Raw genomic sequence first — 402 nt, forward strand, 5'->3', positions numbered from 1 at the left:
TCTTCAACCCCTCCGCCTCCAAGCCAGCCTTCACATCGCTATCCTTGTATCCGGTCTTGACTACAATCATCAATTCACCCGCAATTTTGGGGAAAATGATGCCCGTGCTGCTACGATTTAGAACACTCCTCAAAGTGGCGGCTGAGAAGTCCGGGAAGTCTGGATCGCCTCGCCCGTGTGCTTGCCAGTACACAGAAACCCCGACTGCCGCGTCTAGGCCAACATCAAGTAGAAAAATGAACTCGGGAGGAAAGATGACATCTTTCCCCGAAACTCCTTGAACAAGGTACAGTTCAAAGCTTCTTGTAGGAGGGAGCTTCGCACCGAAATCGTCAAGCGCCTTCTGGGCAATGGCGCGACATCTTTTTTCCGGACTTTGCAGATCGTCTTTCACCTTTGCAT

Annotated in this window: 1 pseudogene; it reads right to left on the reverse strand. The window is 51.2% G+C overall.

What is annotated here, in order from left to right:
• A pseudogene (locus EOA32_RS39160) lies at nucleotides 1-402 on the reverse strand (hypothetical protein); the annotation flags it as partial.

It is taken from the genome of Mesorhizobium sp. M1A.F.Ca.ET.072.01.1.1, from assembly GCF_004023325.1.
Taxonomy (GTDB): Bacteria; Pseudomonadota; Alphaproteobacteria; order Rhizobiales; family Rhizobiaceae; genus Mesorhizobium.